Source organism: Frankia sp. CeCAU1, assembly GCF_977971845.1.
The window spans coordinates 15050-16171 of sequence record NZ_CDWWXA010000044.1; the positions used below are offsets into that span (position 1 = coordinate 15050).

Sequence of the window (1122 nt, forward strand, 5' to 3'; positions counted from 1 at the left end):
CCTGGGACTTGTCGAGGAGGCTCCCGCCGACGAGGAGGCCACGCGGGGCGACGTCCCGGTGACGGTGGGACGTTGGCGACGTCCGGGTTGGCATGGCTACGCCGCTGGGATGGGTCGACTACATCTCCCCGCTGGACCATGGCGGGGCCATCGTCTACTACCGCCCGTTCGATCGGTCCGCGCTCACGTGCCGCGCGTGGCCGCGTGGGGAGCGGCTGACGCTCGTTCCCTGCCCGCACATCCCCAACTTCTTCGATCACTCCCACTGCGCGAAGTGCGGTCACGAGCTGGGGAGCGTGGCCGCATGAGGCCCGCCATCACGCTCTGGTCGGACAATCGGGACGCCACGTACGGTTCGGGAGTGGTTCGCAAGCTGCGCACGATCGGCTACCGCCGCATCTCCGACGACCGTGCCTGCGAGCACAAGCTCACCGGGAACGGCACGAACGGGACGCGGCTCTACTGCCAGCGCCGCGACGGCCGGTGCCCGGCCAAGGTCCGCATCGGGGAGGACTTCCTCGTCGGGCTGGTCTCCGCTGCCGTGCGGGGGCGTCTCGACGAGCTGGTTCTCCAGCCCGTGGCGACGGAGGACCCGGCCGCCGCTGAGCTGGCGACGTTGGAGACCCGCAAGAGGCGCTGGCGGACCGGTGGGCATCCGGGAAGATGGACGACGACGCCCACGACGACGCCCACAAGGCCATCGTCCGCCAGATCCGCGAGACCGAAGCCCGCAGGCACACCAGCGCGCGACGGCGCGCCACGCTGCCCGTGAACGGCGCCGCGGGCTGGGACGGACTCGGCGAGGACATCGCCGCCAAGCGGGTCATCCTCACCCAACTGATCGACGGCGTGATCGTCGGCGGCGATGGAACGGTCGAGGGGGACAAGGCCCAGCGCGTACGGATCGTGTGGCGGGACCTCAACGACCCCCGGTAGTCCCCCGCCACCGACGAAGGCCCCGGCGTCTGCCGGGGGCCTTCGTCGTACCTGCCCGCTATGACCCTTGAGAGCCACACTGGCACGTTAGAACCGCCTTCCCCGCTGGCAGGGGGGGAGAGAGATTCCGTCCCTGGACCGTTGGCGGGCCGAGCGTGAAGGGGCCGAAGAGTCAGCGGGAGTGCC

General features: G+C 70.7%; 3 protein-coding genes. All 3 read left to right on the plus strand.

Annotated elements, in window-relative coordinates; translation table 11 throughout:
• Positions 1 to 92 precede the first annotated feature (92 nt).
• The 3 genes from AC08OO_RS10360 to AC08OO_RS10370 are packed head-to-tail and all read left to right on the plus strand — an operon-like array spanning position 93 to position 936.
• Positions 93 to 308, plus strand: a complete 216-nt coding sequence (locus tag AC08OO_RS10360) for a hypothetical protein (RefSeq protein ID WP_476609725.1) — start codon at positions 93 to 95, stop codon at positions 306 to 308.
• Positions 305 to 772 carry a hypothetical protein gene (locus AC08OO_RS10365; RefSeq protein WP_476609726.1) on the plus strand — a complete coding sequence of 156 codons (468 nt, stop codon included), beginning with the start codon at positions 305 to 307 and terminating at the stop codon, positions 770 to 772. Before AC08OO_RS10360 ends, AC08OO_RS10365 begins: the two co-directional genes overlap by 4 nt.
• On the plus strand, positions 769 to 936 hold the full coding sequence (locus AC08OO_RS10370; RefSeq protein WP_476609727.1) for a hypothetical protein: 168 nt from the start codon (positions 769 to 771) through the stop codon (positions 934 to 936). The genes AC08OO_RS10365 and AC08OO_RS10370 overlap by 4 nt, the downstream gene beginning before the upstream one ends.
• The last annotated feature ends 186 nt before the right edge of the window (positions 937 to 1122 follow it).

Excerpts from the sequence above, each read along its gene's own strand:
- AC08OO_RS10360 (WP_476609725.1), top strand. The coding sequence starts at position 93 with ATGGCTACGCCGCTGGGATGGGTCGACTACATCTCCCCGCTGGACCAT.
- AC08OO_RS10365 (WP_476609726.1), top strand. The coding sequence starts at position 305 with ATGAGGCCCGCCATCACGCTCTGGTCGGACAATCGGGACGCCACGTAC.